The sequence below is a fragment of the Promicromonospora sp. NPDC057138 genome, from assembly GCF_042670845.1.
Classification (GTDB): domain Bacteria; phylum Actinomycetota; class Actinomycetes; order Actinomycetales; family Cellulomonadaceae; genus Promicromonospora.
In genome coordinates this window covers 1-23,692 of sequence record NZ_JBHUUX010000018.1, presented here as the reverse complement: position 1 = coordinate 23,692, position 23,692 = coordinate 1, and the positions used below count along the sequence as shown (strand labels likewise).

Here is a 23,692-nt window from a genome sequence, read left to right as displayed (position 1 = left end):
GTGCCCGACCCCGCATCACGCCCCGACGTCGCGCACCACGACCCGGCGTCGAACCAGCCGGCCCCGCCGCCCTGGCTGCGCGCCTCGGCCGGCTGGTCGTGGCGCCTGATCGTGCTCGTAGGCGGCATCGCCCTGGTGTTCTGGGCGGTGACGCAGGTGCTGATCGTCTTCGTGGCGGTGTTCCTGGCGCTCGTCTTCACGGCGGTCCTCAACCCGCTGACCGACCTCTACGCCCGGGTCATGCCCCGCGCCCTGGCGACGGCGGCGGCCATCCTGTCGGGCATCCTCGTCATCGGCGGCCTCGTGACGTACGTCGTCGTGTCCGTCGCGGGCCAGTGGGAACGGCTCGCGGGGGAGTTCAACACCGGCATCGACCAGCTCGTCGACCTGATCGAGAGCAACTCGTTCCCGGTCACCGTCGAGGTCGACACCCGCGACCAGTGGATCGACGACGCCGCCAACTGGATCCAGGAGAACTCCCAGACCCTCGTCAGCAGGGCCGCCGAGAGCGCCGGCTCGATCGTCGAGGGCGTCGCGGTCCTGGCGCTCGCGCTCTTCTGCACGGTCTTCTTCCTCGCCTCGGGCGCCGCGATGTGGCGCTGGTTCATGTCCCAGGTCCCCGAGCGCACCCGCATCAAGTGGCACGCCGCCGCCGGCGCCGGCTGGTACACGTTCTCCGGCTACACCCGCGGCACCGTGCTCGTCGCGATCACCAACGGCGTCCTGGCCGGCATCTTCCTGTCGATCCTCGGCGTGCCGCTCTCGGCGCCCCTGGCCGTCCTGGTGTTCATCGGTACCTTCATCCCGCTGATCGGCGCGCCCCTGGCCATGATCATCGCGGCGGTGGTGGCGCTCGCGGCCGACGGGCTGCTGACGGCCCTGATCGTCGTGATCGGCATCGCCGGCATCGGCCAGCTCGAGGGGCACGTGCTGCAGCCGCTCATCATGGGCAAGCAGGTCTCGCTGCACCCCGTCGTGGTCGCCCTGGGCGTCACGAGCGGCACGGTGGTGGGCGGCATCCTCGGCGCGATCATCGCGGTCCCGCTCATCGCGGTGGCCTGGTCGGTGTTCAGCACGCTGCGCAAGCGCCCCGACGCCGACCTGCCGCCCGACGCCGGCCCCGGCTCTGGATCCGGCGATGTGGCCGACGTCGGACCGCCCCGCGACGGACCGCCGGCGACGTCCGACGAGCGCGTCCCGGACGGGCCCGCCGCCCCCGCCTAGAGGTAAACCTGCAGGTCGGGGCCTGTTTCTGTGGCACCATCGAGGGATGGAACCGTTCGTCCTGGCCTCGGAGCGCGTCCGCCTGTCCGTCCCCACGTACGCGGACATCGACGCGATCACCGCGGCCTGCCGGGACCCAGCCGTTGCCCAGTGGACGGCGGTGCCGGTGCCGTACGAGCGCCGGCACGCCGACGGGTTCGTGCGCCACCACGTCGCCGACGGCTGGGCCAACGGCTCGGTGCACACCTGGGCCGTGCGCGCGCCGGGGGACGCCGACGGGCCGCTGGTCGGCATGGTCGGCCTCACGTGCGAGGGCAGCCCGGGGGAGGAGCGCGCGGGCGAGCTCGGCTTCTGGATGACGGCGGACGCCCGCGGCGACGGCCTGTGCACCGAGGCGGCGCGGCTCGTCGTCGACTGGGCCCTGGACCCCGCGGGCCTGGGGCTGTCGGTGGTGACGTGGGTGGCGTACGTCGGCAACTGGGCGTCGCGGCGCGTCGCGTGGCGCCTCGGGTTCCGCGTGGAGGGCACGCTGCGCAGGCACGGCCTGCAGCGCGGCGTGCGGCGCGATGCCTGGGTGGGCACGATCCTGCCGGACGACCCGCGCGAGCCCAACGAGCCGTGGCCCGCGGACGGGAGTGTCGGTGAGCATCCGTAGGCTGGGGTGGTGTTCGACGACCTGTTCAGTACGGTGACGACCGACACGGCGGGCACCCCCGCCGCGCGCGCCTCGTCGCCCCTCGCCGTGCGCATGCGCCCGGCCACCATCGACGAGATCGCCGGGCAGGAGCACCTGCTGGTGCCCGGGTCGCCGCTGCGCCGGCTCATCGAGCCCGGCGGGGGCGGGCGCGCCGCGCCGTCGTCGGTCATCCTCTGGGGGCCGCCCGGCACCGGGAAGACCACCCTCGCCTACCTCGTCGCCACCGTGTCCGGCCGGCGCTTCGTCGAGCTGAGCGCCGTGACCGCCGGCGTCAAGGACGTCCGCCAGGTCGTCGAGGACGCCCGGCGCCGGCTCGCCACAGGCGGCGACGAGACCGTGCTGTTCGTCGACGAGGTGCACCGCTTCTCCAAGTCGCAGCAGGACGCGCTGCTGCCCAGCGTCGAGAACCGGTGGGTCACTCTCGTGGCCGCCACCACCGAGAACCCCAGCTTCTCCGTGAACTCGCCGCTGCTGTCCCGCTCGCTGCTGCTCACCCTCCGGCCGCTGGAGACCGAGCACGTCCGCGAGCTCGTCCTGCGCGCCGTGACCGACGAGCGCGGCCTCGGCGGCTCCGTCGAGCTCGACGACGAGGCGACCGAGCACCTCCTGCGCCTGTCCGGCGGGGACGCCCGCAAGGCACTCACCATCCTGGAGGCCGCCGCCGGCGCCGTGCTCTCGGACGAGGTCTCGACGAGCTCGACCGGCGAGGACCGGGGGGACGGCGACGGCGCTGCCGTCCCGCGCATCGGCCTGGCCGACGTCGAGCGCGCCATCGACGTCGCCGCCGTCCGCTACGACCGCGACGGCGACCAGCACTACGACGTCATCTCCGCGTTCATCAAGTCCATCCGCGGGTCCGACGTCGACGCCGCGCTGCACTACCTCGCCCGCATGGTCGCCGCCGGCGAGGACCCCCGCTTCATCGCCCGGCGCCTGGTCATCTCCGCCGCCGAGGACGTGGGCATGGCGGACCCGTCCGCCCTGCAGACCGCCGTCGCCGCCGCGACGGCCGTGCAGCTCATCGGCATGCCCGAGGGCCGCATCGTGCTGGCCGAGGCCGTGGTGCACCTGGCCACCGCGCCCAAGTCGAACGCCGCCTACCTCGGCGTGGACGCGGCGCTCGCGGACGTGCGGGCCGGGCGGGTGGGGACGGTGCCGCCGCACCTGCGCGACGCGCACTACGCGGGCGCCAAGCAGATGGGGCACGGCGACGGGTACCGGTACGCGCACGACTGGCCGCACGGCGTCGCGCCGCAGCAGTACCTGCCGGACGTCCTTGAGGGCTCGCGCTACTACGACCCGAGCGACCGCGGCTACGAGCGGCAGGTGTCGGAGCGGCTGGAGCGCATCCGCGGGATCCTCGGTAGCGAGGACGGCAGCAGCGACCGGAAGCAGTGACCAGCCCCACGGCGAGCTGAAGCCCTGACGTGCGTTAAGATGGACAGGTTGCCTACGGCAGCTCCCTGGGACCTCGGCCCCGTGAACGTGATGGTCCGATCTTCGATCTGATCACCCCGCTCCAACGGCTGGTCCCGCACCCGGTGTGGTTCCCCTCGTGGGCTCTCCGTGTCCGGGTGTGACCTTTTTTCCTTACTACAGGACAGGAAACACAGTGACTTCTGTGACCCGTTCGCGCCGCCAGGTGCGACTGAGCCGCAAGCTGGGCCTCGCGCTCACGCCCAAGGCTGTCAAGCACTTCGAGAAGCGCCCGTACCCGCCCGGCGAGCACGGCCGTGCCCGCCGCCGCACCGAGTCGGACTACGCGGTGCGTCTGCGCGAGAAGCAGCGTCTGCGCGCCCAGTACATGCTCAAGGAGAAGCAGCTCCTCAAGGTGTACGAGAACGCCCGCAAGCAGGCCGGCCTGACCGGTGAGGTCATGGTCGAGGACCTCGAGACGCGTCTCGACTCGGTCGTGCTGCGTGCCGGCTTCGGCCGCACCATCCTGCAGGCGCGTCAGCACGTGACGCACCGCCACATCCTGGTGGACGGCAAGATCGTGGACCGCCCGTCGTTCCGCGTGAAGCCGGGCCAGACCATCCAGGTCAAGCCGAAGAGCCAGACCACCGTGCCGTTCCAGGTCGCCGCCGCCGGCGCGCACCGCGACGTGCTGCCGGCGCTGCCGGGCTACCTGGACGTCCAGCTCGAGAAGCTGACGGCCACGCTGACCCGCCACCCGAAGCGCGTCGAGGTCCCCGTGACCTGCGACGTGCAGATGGTCGTCGAGTTCTACGCTCGCTGATCCAGCCCGTTCAGCATGCTCAGGACGCCCCGTCCGCGCTTCGGCGCAGGCGGGGCTTTCTGCATCCGGGGCACGTCGGTCGGCAGTGTCGCGCGGCAGTGTCGGCGGTGGCCGGGATAGGGTGACGAACGATTCCCCACAGACATCGGCGCTGATCATCAGCGGACCTTTCAGGGCAGGAGCTTGCGCATGACCTTCGGCGACCTCGGAGACGTGGCGGGACTGATCGCGGCGATCGCGTTCGTGCTCCTGGTGGGCTTTCTCGCCGTCCCCCTGTGGAAGCTGGGAAAACTCCTCGACGAGGCGCGCTCGAGCGTCCGTGACGTCACCGAGCACTCGGTGCCGATCCTCGACGAGGCCGCGAGCACCCTCGCGTCCGCGAACACCCAGCTCGTCAAGGTCGACACGATCACCACGTCCGCGGCGTCGGTCAGCGAGAACGTGTCCGCGCTGACCGGCCTGTACGCGGCGACGCTGGGTCGCCCGCTCGTCAGGGTGGCCGCGTTCTCCTACGGCGTGCGCCAGGCGTTCGGCAGGGCGGGGGGCCGCTCCGGCAAGCACACCGGCCCGGACGGGGCCGGGTCAACAGGGACCGGCGCATGATCCGCCGCCTGTTCTGGGTCGGCGTGGGCGCCGCCGTCACGGTCGTCGTGATCTACAAGGGCCGCCAGGTCGTCCGGCGCTACACGCCGGAGGCCGTCAGCGAGCGCGCCGCGGCAGCGGTGGACGACGCCGGGGCGCGCCTGAACACGATGGCACGCACGTTCCGGTCCGAGTTCTCCGTCGCCCGCGCCGAGCGCGAGGCCGAGCTCATGGCGTCCCTGCGCGGCGAGCTCCCCGGCGACCAGCGGTAGCGAGCCCGCAGGGCCGAACGCCAGATGCCCGGCGAGATCGTCCGGGGGACATCCCGCCGGTTCTTTCAGTTTCCGTCTGCCGTGCAACCAGCGGCAGAATGGGACTGCGTCGGGCCACCGACACACCACATTCCCGTACGACGTTCCCGCACGACCGAGAAGAAGGACCACTGACCTCATGCGCACCGCCGAGATCCGCAAGCGTTGGCTCGACTACTTCGAAGCTCAGGGCCACGCGGTGGTGCCGTCTGCGTCGCTGATCTCCCCGGACCCGTCGACGCTGTTCACCATCGCGGGCATGGTGCCGTTCATCCCGTACATGACGGCGCAGCAGACGCCGCCGTGGAAGCGCGCCACGAGCGTGCAGAAGTGCGTGCGCACGCTCGACATCGAGGACGTCGGCAAGACGACGCGCCACGGCACGTTCTTCCAGATGAACGGCAACTTCTCGTTCGGCGACTACTTCAAGGCCGACGCCATCCGCATGGCCTGGGACTTCCTGACGGGCTCGCTGGACGAGGGCAAGCTGGGCATCGACCCGGACAAGCTGTGGGTCACCGTCTACTACGAGGACGACGAGGCCCGCCAGCTCTGGAAGGACATCGTCGGCCTGCCCGACGAGCGCATCCAGGGCCTCGGCAAGAAGGACAACTACTGGTCCACCGGCCAGCCCGGCCCGGCCGGCCCGTGCTCGGAGATCTTCTACGACCGCGGCGCCGCCTACGGTCCGGACGGCGGCCCGCTGATCGACGAGGGCGGCGACCGCTTCGTCGAGATCTGGAACCTCGTGTTCATGCAGTACGAGATCGACGAGGTGAAGTCCAAGGAGGAGTTCCGCATCCTCGGGGAGCTCGCGAACAAGAACATCGACACCGGCATGGGCCTCGAGCGTGTTGCCTTCCTGCTCCAGGGCAAGGACAACATGTACGAGATCGACGAGGTCTTCCCCGTCATCGAGGCCGCCGAGAAGCTCAGCGGCAAGACGTACGGCGAGAACCACGAGGACGACGTGCGCATGCGCGTCGTGGCCGACCACGTCCGCTCGGCCCTGATGATCATCGGCGACGGCGTGCGCCCCTCGAACGAGGGCCGCGGCTACGTGCTGCGCCGCCTGCTGCGCCGCTCGGTGCGCGCCATGCGCCTGCTCGGCGTCGACGGCCTCGCCCTGACCTCGCTGCTGCCGGTCTCCAAGGACGCCATGGCTCCCTCCTACCCGGAGCTCGCCACCAACTTCGAGCAGATCTCCGCGGTCGCCTACGCCGAGGAGGAGGCCTTCCGGCGCACGCTCGCCTCGGGTACCACGATCCTCGACACGGCAGTGGCGAACCTGAAGCGGCAGAGCGGGGACGGCGGCACGAGCCTCGTCCTGCCGGGCGACGCCGCCTTCCAGCTCCACGACACCTACGGCTTCCCGATCGACCTCACCCTGGAGATGGCCGCCGAGCAGGGCGTCCAGGTGGACGAGCAGGCCTTCCGCTCGCTGATGCAGGAGCAGCGCACCCGTGCCCGCGCCGACGCCATCGCCAAGCGCACGGGCGGGGCCGACGTCGCCGCCTACGAGGCCCTGGAGAAGGAGCTCACGGCCCCGGTCGAGTTCCTCGGCTACACGCAGACCGACGCCGCCGTGCGCGTGACCGGCCTGCTGTCGGGCGGCGTGCCCGCCCCGGCCGTCACCGCCCCCGCCGAGGTCGAGGTCGTCCTGGACCGCACGCCGTTCTACGCCGAGGCCGGCGGCCAGCTCGCCGACCACGGCACCATCGTGCTCGACGCCGGCGCCACCATCGAGGTCGACGACGTGCAGCGCCCCATCAAGGGCCTGAGCGTGCACCGCGGCCGCCTCATCGAGGGGACCGTGGCACTGGGCGACCCCGGCACCGCGCAGATCGACACGGCCCGCCGCAAGGCCATCAGCCGCGCCCACTCGGCCACGCACATGATCCACAAGGCGCTGCACGAGCTCGTGGGCCCGGACCGCACGCAGGCCGGGTCGGAGAACGCCCCGAGCCGCATCCGGTTCGACTTCCGCTCGCCGTCGGCCGTCTCGGCGTCGGCTCTGACGGAGATCGAGGAGCGTGTCAACGTGCGCCTCGCCGACAACCTCGAGGTGACCGACCAGCTCATGCCGATCGCGCAGGCCCGCGCCGCCGGCGCCATGGCGCTGTTCGGCGAGAAGTACGGCGACGTCGTCCGCGTCGTCTCGATCGGCGACGACTGGTCGCGCGAGCTGTGCGCCGGCACGCACGTCAAGCAGACCGGCCAGCTCGGCCGGGTGACGCTGCTGGGCGAGTCGTCGATCGGCTCCGGCGTGCGCCGCGTGGACGCCCTCGTGGGCGACGGCGCGTACGGCTTCCAGGCCAAGGAGCACGCCCTGGTCGGCCAGCTCACGGGCCTGCTCAACACGCGCGCCGAGGAGCTGCCCGACCGGGTTGGCTCGCTCGTGTCCCGCCTCAAGGACGCCGAGAAGGAGCTCGCCGCCATGCGGCAGGGCCAGCTCCTGGCCACGGCGGGCAAGCTCGCCGCCGAGGCCCCGCGCGTCGGCGACGTCCGCGTCATCGCGCACGACGCCGGCGAGGCCCAGGCCGACGACCTGCGCGCCCTCGTGCTCGACGTCCGCTCGCGCCTCGGCGAGGCCGAGCCCGTCGTGGCCGCCGCAGGCGGCGTGTCGGGCGGCCGCCCCGTCGTGGTGGTCGTGACCAACGCCGCCGCCCGCGCTGCCGGCTACAAGGCCGGCGACCTGGTGCGCACGGCGGCCCAGACGCTCGGCGGCGGAGGCGGCGGCAAGCCGGACATGGCCCAGGGCGGCGGCACCGACCCGGCCAAGCTGGGCGAGGCGCTGGCAGGCATCGCCGAGAGCGTGCGCCTGGCCGCCGTCGGCGCCTGACGCCGGTGCACCCGGTGGTCGAGCCTGTCGAGACCCCCGAGCCGGGCCTCCCACGCGGGGCCCGGCTCGGGGTCGACGTCGGCATGGCCCGGATCGGGCTGGCCGCCAGCGACCCCGACGGCCTGGTGGCCACCCCGGTGGAGACCGTGCCGCGGGTGCTGGCGGCGTCCGGCAAGGCTGCCAAGCCCGGCAAGGCTCGCCAGGGCGGCACACCGCCCGGCCGGAGCGCCCAGGGCACCACCGCCGACGTCGCCCGGATCGTCGCCGAGGCGGCCGAGCGGTTCGCCGCCGTCGTCTACGTCGGGCTGCCCCGGCACCTGTCCGGCAAGGAGGGGGCGGCGACGGCGGACGCGCGGGCCTTCGCGGGCCGCCTGGCCGTCGCGCTGGCGGCAGCGGGAGAGGGCGCCGAGGTGCGGCTCGTGGACGAGCGGATGACTACCGTGTCGGCCCATCAGGCGCTCCACGCGGCCGGCCGGAAATCCAAGAAGCACAGATCCGTGATCGATCAGGCCGCAGCCGTTATCATTCTGCAATCTGCACTCGACGCGGAGCGGGCGAAGGGGGAGCGCGCCGGCGAGCTCGTCGAGGTGCAGACGGTGCACGACACGCACGAGTAACCCCAGTCGCCCCCCAACGAAGGACAGTGAGTCTCCGGTGACGGACCTCTTCACGGCGCCCCCGCACAGTCAGGCGGAACCCGCTTTCCCCGAACGCAGATCGACCAGGAGAGCCCAGCGCAAGCGCCGGCGCAACCGGCACGGCCGCTCCCTGGTCGTGCTGCTGGTGGCGCTCGTGCTGGTCGGCGGGTCGGGCTATGCGATCTGGATGAACCTCGACTCGCTGATGGGCCTGACCACCCCGCTCGAGTCCAAGGACTTCCCGGGTCCCGGCGGTGACCAGGTCAACGTGGAGATCCCCGAGGGTGCCACGGGCACCGCCATGGGCGAGGAGCTGTACGAGGCGGGCGTGGTCGCCAGCGTGCCGGCCTTCACCGCCGCGTTCGAGGCGAACCCGGAGTCGGTGCTGATCCGGCCGGGCACCCACACCATGCTGGAGGGGATGCCGGCGCGGGACGCCGTCGCGCTGCTCGTGAAGAACGAGACGGCCGACCTGCAGCTCACCATCCCCGAGGGCTACACGGCCGACCAGATCGTCGACCGCGCGGTGCAGGTCACGGGCCTGCCCGCCGAGGACTTCGCGGCCGCGCTGAAGCGTCCGGGCAAGATCGGGCTGCCCAAGGGAGCCGATGGCGACGTCGAGGGCTGGCTGTATGCCGACACGTACATGGTCAAGCCGAACGACACAGCCGCCGGGCTGCTGTCGCAGATGGTGGAGCGCACCACGAGCCTGCTGCGCCAGAAGGAGGTCCCCACCGCCGACTGGGAGCAGGTGCTGACCAAGGCGTCGCTCGTGGAACGCGAGGGCTTCAAGGCCGAGGACAAGCCGAAGATCGCGCGGGCCATCGAGAACCGGCTCGACGACGACATGCGGCTCGAGATCGACGCGGCGGTCGCGTACGGCGCGGGTAAGCCGGGCACCGAGCTGACGAACGCTGACCGCGACAACACCAAGAACCCGTACAACACCTATCGGCACACGGGGCTGCCGCCGGGCCCGATCGCCAACCCGGGCGAGGTGGCGATCGACGCCGTCCTCAAGCCGGCGTCGGGCGACTGGAAGTTCTGGGTCACGGTCAACCTCGACACGGGCGAGACGAAGTTCGCAACGGACTTCGAGGAGCACCAGCGCAACGTCGACGAGCTGCGCGCGTGGGAGGCGGCGAACGGGTGAATTCGCACGCAGTGCTGGCTCATGACGGCGTTGCGCGGCGAATCCCGGGAGTTGGCCGGGAATGCACGGATCGGGGTAGCGTTCGCGGCACCCGGGCTGTGATGCGATCGTGACATGCGATGACGGTGTCGTGCGCCCGGCCCGTGACCAGGCGTGGATCGACCCGATCCAGGCAGTGCAGAGGACGGAGCGAGCGTGACCGAGGCCCTTCCGGGAGTGAATTATGAGGGGCCACCGCGGCACGCCAGCGGCTCTCGCGGCCGACGAGGGGAGCGTGACGTGTACGCCAGCCGGAGGGACCGCCGGACGAAGAAGTCCCGGCGCCCGCTGGTCATCGCCCTGGTGGCGGTGCTCGTCGTCGTGGGCGGCCTCGGGGCCTGGACGATGAAGAACGACGGCTACCTCTTCGGCATCCGGACGCCGCTGGCGGCGGCGGACTACGAGGGCACGGGCGGCCAGGACGTCGAGGTCGAGGTGCCCGAGAACGCCAACGGGTACGCGATCGGTGTCGAGCTCGCCCAGAAGGACGTGGTGGCCAGCGCCGAGGCGTTCGTCCACGCCTTCAACGCCGACCCGGACGCCGGGGGGATCCAGGCCGGCACGCACGTCCTGAAGCTGCGGATGAGCGCGGCGTCGGCCGTGGCGCTGCTCGCGGAGAACAAGATCAACCGCGGCGGCTTCACCGTTCCCGAAGGGCTGACCGCCGAGCAGATCAAGCAGCGGATGATCAAGCAGGGCTGGCCGGAGGCGGACGTCAAGGCGGCGTTCGACAACATCGGGAAGCTGCTCCCGCCGCAGGCCGGCGGTAAGCCGGAGGGCTGGTTGTTCCCCAGCACCTACGACGTGAAGCCGAAGGAGACCCCGGCGACCGACGTCCTGAAGGAGATGATCGCGCAGACCGTCAGCGTGCTGGGCGAGGTCAATGTCCCCCTCGACCAGCGCGAGTCGATCCTCGCCATGGCGTCCCTGATCGAGCGTGAGGCCAAGAACCCCGAGGACCAGCCCAAGATGTCGCGCGTGATCCACAGCCGGATCGAGCAGAACTGGTACCTCGGCATCGACGCCTCGATCCTGTACGGCGTCGGGCGCACGAGTGGTGCGCTGTACCAGTCCGAGCTGGACGACGCGTCCAACCCGTACAACCTGCGCCGCCACAAGGGCCTGCCGCCGACGGCCATCTCGAACCCGGGCCGCAGCGCCATCGATGCGGCAATGAACCCGGCCGACGGCACGTGGATGTACTGGTGCGCGGTGAACCTGGAGACCGGCGAGACCAAGTTCGCCACTACCCAGGAAGAGTTCGACGCCCTTGTGGCCGAGCTCCGGGCCTGGGAAGCGGCGAACGGCCACTGACCATGCGCTCTGCCACCCCGGGCTCGACCCGTACGCCGAGGCGCCGCGCTGCTGTCCTTGGTCACCCCGTCGCACACTCCCTCTCGCCGGTGCTGCACACCGCGGCCTACCGGGCCCTCGGCCTGGACGGGTGGGAGTACGGCGTCCACGACGTCACCCAGGACGCCCTGCCGGGCTTCCTGCGCGACGTCGACCGCGGCTGGGCGGGCCTGAGCCTGACCATGCCGCTCAAGCAGGTGGTCATCCCGCTGCTGGACCACGTGGAGCCGCTCGCCGAGGCGGTCGGCGCCGTGAACACGGTGCTGTTCTCGGCGGTCGGAGGTGCGGCGGGCGGCGCCGGCCGCACCGGCGTCACCACGACCGGCGCCAACACCGACGTGTACGGCATCGTCGCGGCGCTGCGGGAGCGCCTCGGCACCCGCCGGGTGTCCGACGCCGTGGTCCTGGGCGGCGGAGCGACGGCGGCGTCGGCGCTCGCGGCGGTCGCCGAGCTCGGCTGCCCCTCGCCGCAGGTGTTCGTGCGCTCCCTGGACCGCATCGGCCCGCTGCGGGAGGCCGTGGCGCGGATGGGCGTGAGCCCGTCGTTCGAGGTGTTCGACGACAAGGCGACGACGTCGGCCCTGGCGCGCGCGGACGCCGTCGTCTCCACGACGCCGAAGTACGCGGCCGACACCTGGGCGCCGCTGCTGACCGACCTGCTGGCGGCCGCCGGCGACCAGCCGCGCGGCGTGCTGCTCGACGTCGTCTACGACCCGCGCCCCACCGCGCTGCAGTCCGCGTGGGCCGCGCTCGGGGCCGAGACCCTGGGCGGCGAGCGCATGCTGCTGCACCAGGCGGCCGAGCAGGTGCGCCTCATGACCGGACGCGTGGCGCCGCTCGCGGCGATGGACGAGGCGCTCCAGGCGGCGCTCGGCGGGCCGGGGACGGGCTGAGGCAAGGTTGTTTCCCGACGTTGTTCCCCGACGCTGTTCCCCGACGACACGCCGACGGCGCGCCGCCCTGTGGACCGGTGCGCCGTCCCCGTCACCCGCGTGAAACAATCCGAGCATGCTGCGTTGGTTGACATCGGGTGAGTCGCACGGTCCTGCTCTCGTGGGCGTGATGGAGGGTCTGCCCGCAGGGGTGGAGCTGACGACGTCGGACATCCAGGGCGCGCTCGCGCGCCGCCGCCTCGGCTACGGCCGCGGGGCGCGGATGAAGTTCGAGCAGGACGAGGTGCGGGTGCTCGGCGGCCTGCGCCACGGCGTCACGCAGGGCGGGCCGCTCGCCATCGAGATCGCCAACACCGAGTGGCCCAAGTGGACCGACGTCATGTCGGCCGACCCGGTGCCCGCCGAGGCCCTCATGGTCGACGCCGGCACCGGCGACGAGCGCGAGGTGGCCCGCAACCGGCCGCTGACGCGCCCCCGCCCAGGCCACGCCGACCTGATCGGCATGCGCAAGTACGGCTTCGAGGACGCCCGGCCCGTGCTGGAGCGCGCCTCGGCCCGCGAGACCGCGGCGCGTGTCGCGCTCGGCGTCGCGGCCGCGAAGTTCCTCGAGCAGGCCCTCGGCATCCGCCTGGTCTCGCACGTGGTCGCGATCGGCGAGGCGGGCGTGCCCGACGACGCCGCGCTGCCGACCCCGAATGACCTCGCCGCGCTCGACGCCGACCCGGTGCGCTGCCTCGACGCCGCGTCGTCCAAGCTCATGGTCGAGGAGATCGACCTGGCCAAGAAGGACGGCGACACCCTCGGCGGCGTCGTCGAGGTGCTCGCCTACGGCGTGCCGTCCGGCCTGGGCACCTACGTGCAGGGCGACCGCAGGCTCGACGCGCGCCTGGCCGCCGCGCTGATGGGCATCCAGGCGATCAAGGGCGTCGAGGTCGGCGACGGCTTCCGCACCGCCCGCCGCCGCGGCACCGCCGCCCACGACGAGATCGTGCGGGGACCCGGCGGCATCGAGCGCACCACCAACCGCGCCGGCGGCATCGAGGGCGGCATGTCGAACGGCGAGGTCGTGCGCGTGCGCGCCGCGATGAAGCCCATCTCTACGGTGCCCCGCGCCCTGCCGACCGTAGACACCGCCACCGGCGAGCCCGTCACGGCCCACCACCAGCGGTCCGACGTGTGCGCCGTGCCGCCCGCCGCCGTCGTCGCCGAGGCGATGGTCGCGCTCACGCTCGCCGAGGCCGCGCTCGAGAAGTTCGGCGGCGACTCGGTGGCCGAGGTGCGCCGCAACCTGGACTCCTACGTCGCCGCCATCCCGGAGCTGCTCCAGTGAGGGCCTCGACAGGCTCGACCAGCGGGGACTCGACCCGCAACGGCCCCGTCGCCGTCATGATCGGCCCCCCGGGCTCCGGCAAGTCCAAGGTCGGCCGCATCCTCGCCGCCGGCCTGGACGTCACGGTCCGGGACACCGACGCCGACATCGAGGCCACCGCAGGCAAGCCCGTCAGCGACATCTTCGTGAACGACGGCGAGCCGCGATTCCGCGAGCTCGAGCACCAGGCCGTGCTCGCGGCGCTCGCGGAGCACGACGGCGTGCTGTCGCTCGGCGGGGGCGCCGTCATGAACCCCGCCACCCAGGAGGCGCTCGAGAGGTACGCGGCGGACGGCGGCCACGTCGTCTTCCTGGACGTGCCGCTCGCGGTGGCCGCCCAGCGGGTCGGCATGAACCAGGCCCGGCCGCTGCTGCTCGGCAACCCGCGCGCGCAGTGGCAGAAGCTGATGACCGAGCGGCGCCCGACGTACGAGCGGCTCGCGACGCTGACCATCGTCTCCAGCGAGCGGCCCGGCGAGCAGGTGGCGGCGGAGATCGTCGCTGCCCTCGGCCTGGAGCTGGCGGGCGGCGAGCTGAGAGACCCCAAGAACGTGGTGGACCCGAAGCACGTGGACCCGAAGCACAAGGAGAGCAACGCGTGAGCACCGACAGCGCCCCCACACGGGTCACCGTGCGGGGAGACGTGCCCTACGACGTCGTCATCGGCCGCCACCTGCTGGGCGAGCTGCCGTCCCTGGTGGGTGCGGCGCGCAAGGTCATGGTGATCCACCCGGCCGCGCTGTCGGCGACCGCGGACACGATCGCCGAGGACCTGAAGGCCGGCGGCTACGAGGCGTTCGTGGCCGAGGTGCCCGACGCCGAGTCGGCCAAGACGCCGCAGGTCGCGGCCTTCCTGTGGGGCCTGCTCGGCCAGCTCGACTTCACGCGGTCGGACGCGATCATCGGCGTCGGCGGGGGCGCCACCACGGACCTGGCGGGCTTCGTGGCCGCGACCTGGCTGCGGGGGATCCGCGTGGTGCACGTGCCGACCACGCTGCTCGCGATGGTCGACGCCGCCGTGGGCGGCAAGACGGGCATCAACACGACCGAGGGCAAGAACCTCGTGGGCGCGTTCCACCCGCCGGCGGGCGTGCTGTGCGACCTGGCGGCCCTCGGCTCGCTCGACAAGTGGGACCTGGTCGCGGGCCTGGCGGAGGTCGTCAAGACGGGCTTCATCGCCGACCCGGAGATCCTCGACCTGGTCGAGGCGCACGTCGACGAGCTGCGCGACTGGGCGGGAGCCGACGCCTCCGACGAGACCTGGGGCGTCGTCGCCGAGCTGGTGGAGCGGTCCGTCCGGGTCAAGGCCCAGGTCGTGGGGGAGGACCTCAAGGAGGCCGGCCTGCGCGAGATCCTGAACTACGGGCACACCCTGGGCCACGCGATCGAGCTGGCCGAGCGCTACCAGTGGCGCCACGGCGCCGCCGTCAGCGTGGGCATGGTCTTCGCGGCCGAGCTCGCCCGCCTGGCCGGCAAGCTGCCCGACGACGTCGCCGACCGGCACCGCACCATCCTGTCCTCGCTCGGCCTCCCGGTGCACTACCGCGGCGACCGCTGGGACCAGCTCCTGGCCGCGATGCGCCGCGACAAGAAGACCCGCGGCGACCTGCTGCGGTTCGTGGTGCTGGACGACGTCGCCAAGCCCGTGCGCCTGGAGGGCCCCGACCCGACCCTCCTGGCCGCGGCCTACGCGGAGGTCGCCAAGGAGCCCCCGGCCAAGGGCCCGGGCACCCCGGTCACGCTGACGCTGGGCTGAGCTCGGGTCAGGCCCAGAGGTCCCGGTCCTCCAGGACCTTCTTGAGGAGGTCGGCGCGGTCGGTGATCAGTCCGTCCACGCCCTCGTCGATGAGCCGGTTCATCTCGTCCGGCTCGTCGATGGTCCAGACGTGCATCTTCTTGCCGAGCGCGTGCGCGGCCTCGATCGACGCAGCGTCCACGACGGTGATCGAGCCCTCGCTCACCGGGACCTGCAGCGCGTCGACGTCGCGCAGGGCGCGCCGGGACAGCACCGGCACGCGGACGCGCACCCCGGTCAGGAAGGCCGTGATCTCCCTGCGGCCGGCCGACGTCGCCACGGGGCGGGAGAGCCTGGCGAGGGTCGCGCGGCGGCGGGCGGCGTCGAACGAGGTGACGCACACGCGGTCCCACGACGCCGTCTTCTCGATGGCCCGGGCGACCGGCCCGACGCCGGAGCCGTGCTTGACGTCGATGTTGACCCGCAGGCCGGGCCAGCCGCCCAGGACGTCCTCGAGCAGCGGCACGGGCTCGACGCCGCCGATGCGCGCCTCGCTGACCTCGGACCACGGGAGCTCGGCCACGAGGCCGGTGCCGTCGGTGGTGCGGTCGAGCGACTCGTCGTGCAGCGCGACCGCGACGCCGTCGGCGGTGCCGTGCGCGTCCGTCTCCACGTAGCGGTAGCCGAGGTCGACGGCGGCGCCGAACGCCGCGAGCGAGTTCTCCAGGCCCTCGGTGCCGGCCGAGGCGTGCGCGAACCCGCGGTGGGCGAGGGCTTGGAACGGCCCCTCGAAGTAGCTCACTGGTTGTACCTCATGTCTCGTCCCGCGTCTCGGTCGTGCATCGTGGTCCAGCTTCGTTGTACCGCTTCGTCGTACTACATGGTGTCCCGGGCGCCGACGGCGGCGTCGACCCGGCTGTTCGTCCATTCCAGCATGCCGTCGAGGTAGGCCTCGCGCGGCCCGTGGGCCGACAGTGTGAGGTCGTGCACACCGCCCGGGACGACGAGCTCCGTGACGTCGTGGCCGAGGCGTGGCACGAGCGCCGCCATCTGGTCCACGTCGAGCGCGGTGTCCTGCGCGTCGAGCAGGGGGTTGTCCAGGTCGTCCGGGCCGGAGGAGTCGGACCGCGCGAGCAGCACCGGGCAGGCGATCTCGAGCCCGGCGGCGACGCGCGCCTGCCCGCGCCGCACGGCGACGAACCACCCGACCCGGCGGGGCAGGCCCTCGGGGCGCTTGAGCGTCGTGTCGAACTCCCAGCGCCCGCCGTTGGCGGCGAGCAGGTGCTCGGCGTACCGGGACGGGCCGTCGCCCAGCACCGCCGTCGCGGCGAGGTGCCCGACCGCGTCCAGCACCTGGGTCATGATCGTGCGCTGCCACTCGGGCGCCCACAGGTCGAGGAACGGCGAGTCGAGCACGAGCAGGTCGGGCCCGGCGCCGGCCCCTGCGGCGCTGCGGTGGGCGTGCGCCCACAGCGCCCCGGTCAGCCCGCCCGTGGAGTGGGCATGCAGCACGAGCGGCAGGCCCGGCTCCAGAGCGCGCACGGCCCGCGCGGCGGCGGCGATGTCAGTGGCCTGCTCGCGCAGGTCCGTCACGAAGTGCGGGATCTGGTCCGGCTGCAGCGACCGCCCGGCGGCCCGCAGGTCGACGGCGTAGAAGGCGTACCCCGCCGCCGTGAAGGTGCGGGCCAGGTGCTCCTGGAAGAAGTAGTCGTTGTAGCCGTGCACGTGGACGACGGCGGCGTGGGGCGGGGGAGCGTCGTCCGGGTGCGGGTAGCGCACCAGCGTGGCGGGCCCGAGCGGGGCCTCCTGGAACGGTTCGCCGAGCAGGTGGTCGGTCCGCCACAGGAGGCTGACCTGCGAAGACGCCGAGTCCGTGGAGCTAGGCGGGTAGCCGTCATGTCCATCTCCAGGGTCGTGCTCATCCAACAGAGTGCCTCCACGTCGTTCACCTCAGAACTATAGAGCGATGCACGGGCGTGCATCCCGTGACACCCCTGTACACGGGGTGGATTCCGCATGGGATTCCGCATCGCTGGGCACCGATCAGGTCGTGCTGCGCACAGGCTAACCGCTGAAAACAGCGGAGCGTCGCCACGGAGTCGACGTGCCCAGTGGCGTCTATCCCCGCACCCGCGGTCCCGCTGGCTGGTCACGGCTGAGTTGTTGCCCCGTGAGCGGGTTCAGTTGGAGAGTTCGCCTCTGCGGGGGCGTCATCCGAAATCGGGAAGACCTTCGGCAGCCGTGTCCGCCAGATCCGCTCATCGCGCTGGAACCTTCTGGACGCCTCGACGGCCGCGCTTAGAGTCTTGGCCGGGACGCCGGCCTCCAGAAGCAAGCGCAGCAAGATCGCCCAGCGTAAAGATCGGACTCGCGCGTGCATCGTCCAAATCTCGGCATCGGTGGACCCAGCGTTCTGGTCCAGAGCGTGCGCGAGACCGATGCGGAGGTTGGCGATCTCTCCCTTCCACTTGCTCGTCTTCCCAACACAGCGGGGCACCGCCTCGGCTACCGAATCCGCCAGGCGTTTCATGCGTACCGGGTAGGTGTCCTCATAGAAGTACTGATTCAATGCGGCGACTATGGCTTCGCGGACTTGGTCGGGAACCTCGGAAGCCTTGAGCGCTTTGATGCTCGCGGCAACCTGGCCCTCGTCGAACCGGCGCGAATCCGGGTACAGGACCCGGTCCAGCCCTTCGGCAGTCGTTGTCAGGGCGAGAGCCTCCGCGTCGAGGGTTGCGAACTCGCTGCCGACCGAGGAGCCAACCACGTGCGGAGTTGGCGCGAGCCGGTTTGCGACTTCGCACCACACAGCCAGCTTCTCCAGCGGCATTGCTTCGCGGTCCATCAGCAATTTTTCGTTCTCCGGCAGAGGCGCGGTCGATTGCACCGCGTCGCCATACACCGCGCACCACTGGTCGTTGACCTTGACCTCAAGATGAGTCACTGAACAGTCTTCGCCAGCGAGTAATGTCAGCAGAATCTGAATCGGTCTGACGAACCTCGCGAGAGCTTCTTCGAGTGTCCAACCCGAGAGGCGGTCGAGTTCCAGCCAGTCGCGGGTGTTGATGTGCGATCCCCAAGGACCCGGAGGGCCGATAGATCCGTCGGTGGTGACACGCAGACGACCATCCTCTTCGAAGGATTGGAAAGGCACCTCGATTGCCTCAATGGGCGTGAAGATCATTGTCGACTGCAGTGACGGCTTCAGCCGTTGTTTGAGCTGGATGACATTGGTCCGAGCCCACAGCTCAAGGTGCGTGAAGCGGGCACGTACTGCTGTGAACTGTGTTTCCAGCCCGTCGATATGTGCCCCGGTGACGCACCACTCTGCCCGCAGACCATGAAACTCGGAGGTGTCGCCGCTGGACGGCACAAGGAGTCCCGCTCGGGTGATGGTGCGCGCGCCAAGGAAGGTGACTGGCCCAGGTTGCACAGCGAGCATCCCGTGGATGACAAGATCACCGTCCACGATCTTGGGGTTGGCTGGACTCATCCACTCGGTCAGCGGTGAGACAACCTCGATGTCGATTGAGCGGCCCTCGACACGGCAGTTGCCATCGGACCTGGCCTGGTCTGGGTCGGCGCCTGAGAGCCAGAAACGGCCCATGCTCTGGGGCACGTCGAGCGGGAACTTCAGGATGGGCATGGGATGAGTATCGACCACCAAGTTTCGCAGCGCGTCGGCTCCGACATGCTCGCGATGCGCGTCCTGCGCAATGGGCGGAATCGATCGCGGTCACGTGTGGCGGCCAGGAGTTGTTCGGTGTGTGAGATCTGGGTTCGACAGCCGGTCAACGCAGGACGCCTTGCCCCTGGTGGCAGGGAGCACTGGCCGGGCTCGGCTGGCGGTGAAAGGGACTTGGTAGGTTCCGCCTGACACTGCGAGTTGCCCAGATGTTCGCTCGTGCGGGCGACCAAGGGATCGGCGGCGGTGCGAAGGCTGCTGAGGTCGCGTCCAACGAGGTGTTGTCGGCTGGCCGGAACCAGTGACGTGCCGCGCATGATGTAGCCGCGGTCGCGTTACCAAGCATCTCTCTAGGATTGCGCGAAATGTAACTCGGTGAACCGGTCATCCAGCAGCGCTACGCGCGCCCTGACCAGTCGTGCCGCCTGCTGCAGCCCGTCCTTTGCAGGGTCGCTGTCGGCGCCTTTGGCGGCCAGGGCAGCGTTCACTCGGTCCTGGTGACTACGGAACCATGCCAGGTCGAGCTCGATGCTGTCCCGAGATCGCAGTGCGGAGACGTCACGGGGGGGCGTTGCCCAGGTCCTCGTCGACCTCTCGCAGCAACTGTGGTGCGCGTGCCAGGCACAGCTTCTGAATTGCCTCGTCGTGTGCCCGCTCGGCCTCGCGGTAGGCGACGTGAGCGTCGGAGATGTCGTTCTCCAGCGCGCTGTGGTGGTCCCAGTTGGGATCCGCGGCGAACGCAAGGTCCAGCTGCCTGTTGGCTTCGGTGAGATCCTGGCGGGCGCCGATGACGTCGTCGTGCGCGGCAGCGGCCTCCTGCTCCGCGACGGCGGTTCGATGTGCGGTGCGTTGCCTGATGGCGACGGCGATGACGTCGTAAGGCGCGGGGGGCTCTTTCCACGTGTCTGTCATTTCGGCGAGCTTGGAGTTTGTCTCCACGCGGGTGCTGGACTGCTGTCCTGAGTGGACGAGCTCGACGAGTGCCGCGCCGTAACCTTCGAGGCGTCCCCTGGAGTGGTGGTCCTCAGCCCGCGTCTCGGAAGGAGCCTCCTTGGGCTGAGCGTCGGCCTCGGCGGCGTAAGCGAGCTCACTGGCGAACCTCCCTGAGATGTACTCGATCGCCGCCCGCCGCTGCGTTTCGTTCAGTCCTGATGGTGCGGACATGTCAAACCCAGCCCGGAGAGCGTCCCGAGTGTTGGCGGCGGACTGACCCACGGCTATGTCGGTCCACGGATCATCGAGGACCTCAGGGTCGTGCAGGATCGCGACATACTCGCTGAACGCCGCCGAGCGGCTCTCGTGGTTGAACAGCTCGTCGCTGCCGGTGCGGGCTGCGGACTGCTCGCTCAGAAGGTTCCGGAGCGCATGCGCGGCCGTGCTGATCTCGGTGCGGCTGTAGCCGACGACCTCGGTGACGGTCTCGGGGCCAGGGGCCGTGTCCAGGACGACTGCGACCTCGGCATGGTCCTCGGTCGAGAACTGCCCGCCGGTGCTGTCCGGGGCGCCCTGCGGCCGCCTGCTGCGGTTCGATACGTCGGCCATACCCCGTTGGAGTGCGGGGCAGGAGGTGAGCGCGAGGGGTCAACGTCGCTCGCCGTTGGCCGCAGCCTCATCGGCGCAGGTGCCGATCAGCGGCTGCGGGGAAGCTCGGGAGTTACCACGCACCGTCACCGTCGTCGGATGCCTCGGCGAGGATGGCTGCCTCCTCGGCGCGCTGATCCGCAGCGCAGAAGGAGCACAGGTAGTCCTCCTCGGCGTCGTCCATTTCGTCACCGCAGTCGTCGCAGCGGTTCGCGTTGTCCGGCGCTGGCATGAACTCCACCTGCGTGCCGAGCGGAACCTGGATGTGCGCCTGGTCGGTATGGATCGACGTCACGCGCCGGCCATCGACCATGATGTCGTCGTGCTGGATCACCGTCGCCAGCTCGGATATGGATGGTTTGGCGTCGCCTTCGAGGGCATCCTTGGAGTACTCCCGCATCAGCGGCTCAACGTCGATCCGGTCACCTTCGCGGATGTCCTCGGCGTCAGCCCGCATATACAGGCCGGCCTGCTCGTACCACGACACCTTCTGCACAAAGAGCATCACACTTGCCTCGGCGTGCTGCTCGATCGCCTCCCGTGGGTCCATCGCGCGGGCACCGGGAGAGAGGTATCCGGTTTGGACCATCCGTTCGATGAACTCAGTTGTCTGCCGGGAGGGGCGAACCTTTGGGGGCGCGATCGGGGAGAGGGCCGTGGCGTTCTCGTCGTGGGGGGACGGTGCGAAGCGGCCGCCGCTGGAGTTCGGAGCACCCTTGGGGTGACGCGCCGCCGCCCGTGCTGCGCCGGGACGTTGCATGCCGTGGCTCATGCTTGACCCTCCCGGTCGAAGATGGCGTGCAGGTCGATCTGGGCGGCCTGGCGCAGGTCGATCTTGGGCAGGTCGTCGCCGGAGAGGACCGCCCACGGGTAGCCGCGCAGACCACGCTCACCGGGTAGATCCGAGACAACACCCCAGTGTTCGTCCTCGAACTCCTCGAAGTCGACGACGGAGCGGTCGTCTTTGTCGGCGATCCCGGTCGCGTACCAGGCCGATCCCTGGTCGCCCTGATCGAGGTTCAGGAAGACGGCATCGGGGTGCTCGGCGATGATCTCGGCTGCGGCAGCCTTCAAGCCTGCCTGCAGGGACAGGTCCTGCATCTTCCAGAGGAGCGTCAGTGCCTGGCTGCGCACTTGCGTTGGGTCCTGGTCCAGGTCGATGCCGCCGGTCGAGTCGAGGGCGCGGCGCTCGTCGAGCTCCTGCTCGTTGCGGTCGCTGCGGGCATCGTAGAACCGCTCCCAGTCGCGGTCGCTCCAGAGCCCGTCGAGGTAGCTCGTGTCGCCCGCGTACAGTTCTGGATCCGGTGTCGGGTCGTCGGACCGGTCCTCGGGGTCGCCGTCCCCGTCGACTTCCGCGAGAGATCCGTCGGCGTTGAGGTGCACGAACCCGGAGTCACCGTCGAGCTTCCGAAACCCGGCGACGCGGTCGCAGTTGCGACATTTGCCGGTCATCTCGGCGTCGACGCCGGAGGCCAGGTTCGGGAATCCGGGCGCCATGGCCGTCGTCGTGAGGTCAGTGGCGCTCTCGCCTAGGGCGGACGGGGCGAACCGCCCGCCGGTGGAGTCCGGCGACCCCGCGGGCTGACGCTGGATGCTCATGCTCCGGTGGAGTGCGGGGCGATCAGGCCCCCACGAACCCAGCACCTGTGGTGGCTCAGGACTCGAACAGGCGGAGCGGGATCCCCGCAGCCCTGGCGAACTGGACGCACCCGGACGCACCAGGAGAGTCGTCCTTGATGAACGCCAGGCAGATGTCTGCGCCGATACGCATGTAGGAACTCATCGAAGATGTCGTTCAGAGCGGTGTTGTGGTCGGCAAGGTGTCGGTCGACCGGGTAGTTGTCGGTTCTCCATCTGGCCCGAACGGCATCGTGAAGTTCTCCCGCTCGGCAGGCGGCCCACCGTCCTGCACCTGCCACGCACGGGCGACAGTCCCGAACAAAGCGATGTAGTGCAACGGACCGCACCGCATTGGTTCGATGGCATGCACGCATCGCGAACCTACGCGGGGCGAGGGGCCGCGCCCAAGGAAGGCGCGGCCTCTCGCCGGTGACTGTCAGGGGCGGATGAGTACCTTGAGGGCTGCGCGGGAGTCCATCAGGCGGTAGCCCTCGGCGATGTCGTCGAGCGGCAGCTCGCGGTCGAAGACACGCCCCGGGTTGATGGTGCCGTCGAGAACTTGCGGCATGACGTGCTCGACGTAGGCCCGGACGGTGGCGGGACCGCCGGTGAGGGTGGCGCTCTTGCCGAACAGCGACATAAACCCGATCGCGGCGTCCTCGTACTGCGGCACGCCGACCCGGCTGATGGTTCCGCCGGGGCGGACGATCTTGTAGGCCTGCTCGTAGGCGGGCATGTGCCCGACTGCTTCGAGGACGATGTGCGAACCCTCGCCTTCGGTGATGTCCATCACCTTGGCGATCCCCTCGTCGCCGCGCTCGGCCACGACGCGGGTGGCGCCGAACTCGCGGCCGAGGTCGGTGCGAGCAGTGTGGCGGCCCATGTCGATGATCGTCTCGGCGCCGAGCTGACGGGCGGCGAGGACCGCCGAGAGGCTCACAGCGCCGTCACCGATGACGGTGACGGTCTTGCCGGGCCCGACGTTGCCGCGGACCGCTGCGTGATAGCCGGTGAGGTACACGTCGGACAGGGTCAACAGGCTTGGCATGAGTGCCGGGTCGGTGTCCTTGGGGATGACGACGGCGGTGCCGTCAGCCTGCGGAACGATGAGCTTCTCGGCTTGTGTCGCGGAGGGGGCACCGTCGAAGAAGCCACCGTGCACGCACGCACTCCCGGTCGTGGCCTAGGTGGTGTCTGCGTCGTATCCCAAGCGGCGGAGGAACGCGAGCAGACGCTGATACTTGTCGCGGTAGCGGGCCTCGTTGCGGTGTACGACGCGTTCATAGACGGCGGCTGATTCCCGCAGCAGCTCGATTGCCCTGGATCGTTGCTCTGGACCGTCGAGGCGATGCCCCAGTTCCCACAAGGAATCTGCGAGGTTGGGTTCGTACCTGTCGGGGTTGACCGCTGCCAGACGGCGGTAAGCGCTGACCGCTTCCTGACTAGCGGGCAGCGCTTCTTGCGGACGCCCCAGCTCGAAGAGAACGACCCCGAGGTGATTCAGGGAGTTGGCGAGGTCGTATTCGTGCCGGTCGGGATTGGCCTCGGCCAGACGCCGGCGGAGGCTGACCGCTTCCTCAATAGGGGGCAACGCGTCCTGCGGACGCCCCAGTTCGGAGAGCCCTATCCCGACGTTAGTCAGGGAGCGGGCGAGGTCGGGTTCGTACCGGTCGGGATTCGCCCCGGCCAGACGCCGATACGCGGCGAGAGCTTCCTCAATAGGGGGCAACG

General features: G+C 70.7%; 22 protein-coding genes and 1 pseudogene. 14 read left to right on the top strand and 9 right to left on the bottom strand.

Annotated elements, in window-relative coordinates; all coding sequences use genetic code 11:
- The 14 genes from ACFT2C_RS12685 to aroB all read left to right on the top strand — a co-directional run bounded on the left by ACFT2C_RS12685 (position 1) and on the right by aroB (position 15,096).
- Positions 1-1,224 carry an AI-2E family transporter gene (locus ACFT2C_RS12685; protein WP_377207418.1) on the top strand — a complete coding sequence of 408 codons (1,224 nt, stop codon included), beginning with the start codon at positions 1-3 and terminating at the stop codon, positions 1,222-1,224.
- A 46-nt stretch (positions 1,225-1,270) separates the two neighbouring features.
- On the top strand, positions 1,271-1,879 hold the full coding sequence (locus ACFT2C_RS12680) for a GNAT family N-acetyltransferase (protein ID WP_377207417.1): 609 nt from the start codon (positions 1,271-1,273) through the stop codon (positions 1,877-1,879).
- A 9-nt stretch (positions 1,880-1,888) separates the two neighbouring features.
- The gene (locus ACFT2C_RS12675; RefSeq protein WP_377207416.1) at positions 1,889-3,319 is read left to right on the top strand and encodes a replication-associated recombination protein A; all 1,431 of its coding nucleotides are present in this window, start codon (positions 1,889-1,891) and stop codon (positions 3,317-3,319) included.
- A 214-nt stretch (positions 3,320-3,533) separates the two neighbouring features.
- Entirely contained in the window at positions 3,534-4,160 is a 627-nt protein-coding gene (gene rpsD / locus ACFT2C_RS12670; protein WP_377207415.1) for a 30S ribosomal protein S4, read from the top strand.
- Positions 4,161-4,349: 189 nt separating this feature from the next.
- A complete protein-coding gene (locus ACFT2C_RS12665) occupies positions 4,350-4,763 on the top strand; it encodes a DUF948 domain-containing protein (protein WP_377207414.1) in 414 nt (137 codons plus the stop codon).
- Positions 4,760-5,014, top strand: coding sequence for a hypothetical protein (locus ACFT2C_RS12660; RefSeq protein WP_377207413.1), 255 nt, complete (start codon positions 4,760-4,762; stop codon positions 5,012-5,014). The genes ACFT2C_RS12665 and ACFT2C_RS12660 overlap by 4 nt, the downstream gene beginning before the upstream one ends.
- Before the next feature lie 178 nt (positions 5,015-5,192).
- On the top strand, positions 5,193-7,895 hold the full coding sequence (alaS, locus tag ACFT2C_RS12655) for an alanine--tRNA ligase (RefSeq protein ID WP_377207412.1): 2,703 nt from the start codon (positions 5,193-5,195) through the stop codon (positions 7,893-7,895).
- An 83-nt stretch (positions 7,896-7,978) separates the two neighbouring features.
- A complete protein-coding gene (gene ruvX / locus ACFT2C_RS12650) occupies positions 7,979-8,512 on the top strand; it encodes a Holliday junction resolvase RuvX (RefSeq protein ID WP_377207474.1) in 534 nt (177 codons plus the stop codon).
- Between the two features lie 37 nt (positions 8,513-8,549).
- On the top strand, positions 8,550-9,686 hold the full coding sequence (gene mltG, locus ACFT2C_RS12645; RefSeq protein ID WP_377207411.1) for an endolytic transglycosylase MltG: 1,137 nt from the start codon (positions 8,550-8,552) through the stop codon (positions 9,684-9,686).
- A gap of 279 nt (positions 9,687-9,965) precedes the next feature.
- On the top strand, positions 9,966-11,039 hold the full coding sequence (gene mltG, locus ACFT2C_RS12640) for an endolytic transglycosylase MltG (RefSeq protein ID WP_377207410.1): 1,074 nt from the start codon (positions 9,966-9,968) through the stop codon (positions 11,037-11,039).
- Between the two features lie 2 nt (positions 11,040-11,041).
- Entirely contained in the window at positions 11,042-11,971 is a 930-nt protein-coding gene (locus ACFT2C_RS12635) for a shikimate dehydrogenase (protein ID WP_377207409.1), read from the top strand.
- A gap of 115 nt (positions 11,972-12,086) precedes the next feature.
- A complete protein-coding gene (aroC, locus tag ACFT2C_RS12630) occupies positions 12,087-13,301 on the top strand; it encodes a chorismate synthase (RefSeq protein ID WP_377207408.1) in 1,215 nt (404 codons plus the stop codon).
- The gene (locus tag ACFT2C_RS12625) at positions 13,298-13,942 is read left to right on the top strand and encodes a shikimate kinase (RefSeq protein WP_377207407.1); all 645 of its coding nucleotides are present in this window, start codon (positions 13,298-13,300) and stop codon (positions 13,940-13,942) included. The genes aroC and ACFT2C_RS12625 overlap by 4 nt, the downstream gene beginning before the upstream one ends.
- Positions 13,939-15,096, top strand: a complete 1,158-nt coding sequence (gene aroB, locus ACFT2C_RS12620; protein ID WP_377207406.1) for a 3-dehydroquinate synthase — start codon at positions 13,939-13,941, stop codon at positions 15,094-15,096. The genes ACFT2C_RS12625 and aroB overlap by 4 nt, the downstream gene beginning before the upstream one ends.
- 7 nt (positions 15,097-15,103) lie before the next feature.
- Here the strand turns inward: aroB and ACFT2C_RS12615 are convergent, their stop codons facing one another.
- The 9 genes and pseudogenes from ACFT2C_RS12615 to ACFT2C_RS12575 form a co-directional block, all read right to left on the bottom strand.
- On the bottom strand, positions 15,104-15,877 hold the full coding sequence (locus tag ACFT2C_RS12615) for a glycerophosphodiester phosphodiesterase (RefSeq protein ID WP_377207405.1): 774 nt from the start codon (positions 15,875-15,877) through the stop codon (positions 15,104-15,106).
- 74 nt (positions 15,878-15,951) lie between these two features.
- Positions 15,952-17,001 carry an alpha/beta hydrolase gene (locus tag ACFT2C_RS12610; protein WP_377207404.1) on the bottom strand — a complete coding sequence of 350 codons (1,050 nt, stop codon included), beginning with the start codon at positions 16,999-17,001 and terminating at the stop codon, positions 15,952-15,954.
- Positions 17,002-17,224: 223 nt separating this feature from the next.
- Complete coding sequence (locus ACFT2C_RS12605) at positions 17,225-18,721, bottom strand: hypothetical protein (RefSeq protein ID WP_377207403.1); 1,497 nt, start codon at positions 18,719-18,721, stop codon at positions 17,225-17,227.
- 389 nt (positions 18,722-19,110) lie between these two features.
- Positions 19,111-19,248 (bottom strand): hypothetical protein, encoded by a 138-nt coding sequence (locus tag ACFT2C_RS12600; RefSeq protein ID WP_377207402.1) that lies wholly within the window; start codon positions 19,246-19,248, stop codon positions 19,111-19,113.
- Positions 19,249-19,318: 70 nt separating this feature from the next.
- Positions 19,319-20,302, bottom strand: coding sequence for a hypothetical protein (locus ACFT2C_RS12595; RefSeq protein WP_377207401.1), 984 nt, complete (start codon positions 20,300-20,302; stop codon positions 19,319-19,321).
- 112 nt (positions 20,303-20,414) lie between these two features.
- Entirely contained in the window at positions 20,415-21,113 is a 699-nt protein-coding gene (locus ACFT2C_RS12590) for a hypothetical protein (protein ID WP_377207400.1), read from the bottom strand.
- Positions 21,110-21,940 (bottom strand): hypothetical protein, encoded by an 831-nt coding sequence (locus tag ACFT2C_RS12585; protein WP_377207399.1) that lies wholly within the window; start codon positions 21,938-21,940, stop codon positions 21,110-21,112. Before ACFT2C_RS12585 ends, ACFT2C_RS12590 begins: the two co-directional genes overlap by 4 nt.
- Before the next feature lie 457 nt (positions 21,941-22,397).
- A pseudogene (locus tag ACFT2C_RS12580) lies at positions 22,398-23,132 on the bottom strand (zinc-binding dehydrogenase); the annotation flags it as partial.
- Positions 23,133-23,144: 12 nt separating this feature from the next.
- A partial coding sequence (locus tag ACFT2C_RS12575; protein WP_377207398.1) for a tetratricopeptide repeat protein occupies positions 23,145-23,692 on the bottom strand: 548 nt, incomplete at its 5' end.

What these genes read in the sequence shown, in the direction of transcription:
- ACFT2C_RS12680 (WP_377207417.1), top strand. Translation starts at nt 1,271, where the DNA reads ATGGAACCGTTCGTCCTGGCCTCGGAGCGCGTCCGCCTGTCCGTCCCC.
- ACFT2C_RS12590 (WP_377207400.1), bottom strand. Translation starts at nt 21,113, where the DNA reads ATGAGCCACGGCATGCAACGTCCCGGCGCAGCACGGGCGGCGGCGCGT.
- ACFT2C_RS12585 (WP_377207399.1), bottom strand. Translation starts at nt 21,940, where the DNA reads ATGAGCATCCAGCGTCAGCCCGCGGGGTCGCCGGACTCCACCGGCGGG.
- aroC (WP_377207408.1), top strand. Translation starts at nt 12,087, where the DNA reads ATGCTGCGTTGGTTGACATCGGGTGAGTCGCACGGTCCTGCTCTCGTG.
- ruvX (WP_377207474.1), top strand. Translation starts at nt 7,979, where the DNA reads ATGGCCCGGATCGGGCTGGCCGCCAGCGACCCCGACGGCCTGGTGGCC.
- ACFT2C_RS12605 (WP_377207403.1), bottom strand. Translation starts at nt 18,721, where the DNA reads ATGCCCATCCTGAAGTTCCCGCTCGACGTGCCCCAGAGCATGGGCCGT.
- ACFT2C_RS12660 (WP_377207413.1), top strand. Translation starts at nt 4,760, where the DNA reads ATGATCCGCCGCCTGTTCTGGGTCGGCGTGGGCGCCGCCGTCACGGTC.
- ACFT2C_RS12665 (WP_377207414.1), top strand. Translation starts at nt 4,350, where the DNA reads ATGACCTTCGGCGACCTCGGAGACGTGGCGGGACTGATCGCGGCGATC.
- alaS (WP_377207412.1), top strand. Translation starts at nt 5,193, where the DNA reads ATGCGCACCGCCGAGATCCGCAAGCGTTGGCTCGACTACTTCGAAGCT.
- ACFT2C_RS12595 (WP_377207401.1), bottom strand. Translation starts at nt 20,302, where the DNA reads ATGGCCGACGTATCGAACCGCAGCAGGCGGCCGCAGGGCGCCCCGGAC.
- ACFT2C_RS12635 (WP_377207409.1), top strand. Translation starts at nt 11,042, where the DNA reads ATGCGCTCTGCCACCCCGGGCTCGACCCGTACGCCGAGGCGCCGCGCT.